The 493-nt window shown below is 53.3% G+C and carries 1 protein-coding gene; it reads right to left on the bottom strand.

Annotated features, from left to right (window positions below; genetic code table 11):
* A partial coding sequence (locus AC1RPN_RS08285) for a hypothetical protein (RefSeq protein ID WP_481763731.1) occupies positions 1–493 on the bottom strand: 493 nt, incomplete at both ends.

The raw sequence follows: 493 nt of genomic DNA, 5'->3' as shown, positions 1-493 counted from the left end.
ACATCTTAAGCGGAACAGGCACGCCCTTCTCCGATGCCATTTCAAGCATCTCCATCATGTTCTCTTCGCCCTTCACCTCAAGCTTCTTATGCCAGTGCAGCTGCGGCAGCTTCAGGTTCGAACGATTACCCTTGTTGAACAGGAAATCGACAACGTGACCTGTCTGCGCGCGTTTGCGCGGGTCCTTGTACAAGTTGTTGACGACGGCCACCAGCGGAAAAATCTTCGAGTAGAAGATGCTGTCCGTCAGATACTGACGATACGCGTTCTGCGTCTCAAGGAACGACGAGTATGCGGATTCGGCCGCTGCGTACGATGTATCGCCTTCCATGAATGCTTCACTGATGCCCATAGCTCGCAGCTTGTAAGGCACCAGTACATCGGCAGTGTCATACCATCGCCAAAAATCACCACCCGGACGGATATCGATCGCCTGTACCGCATTACGCGTCGATACCCATCCACCAAGCGGATCTTGGCGATGGTATGACAC

It is taken from the genome of Dellaglioa sp. CoH-57-MRSF-20, assembly GCF_056781955.1.
Note: the sequence above shows the minus strand (reverse complement) of the source record. Positions and strands in the feature narration are given on the sequence as shown.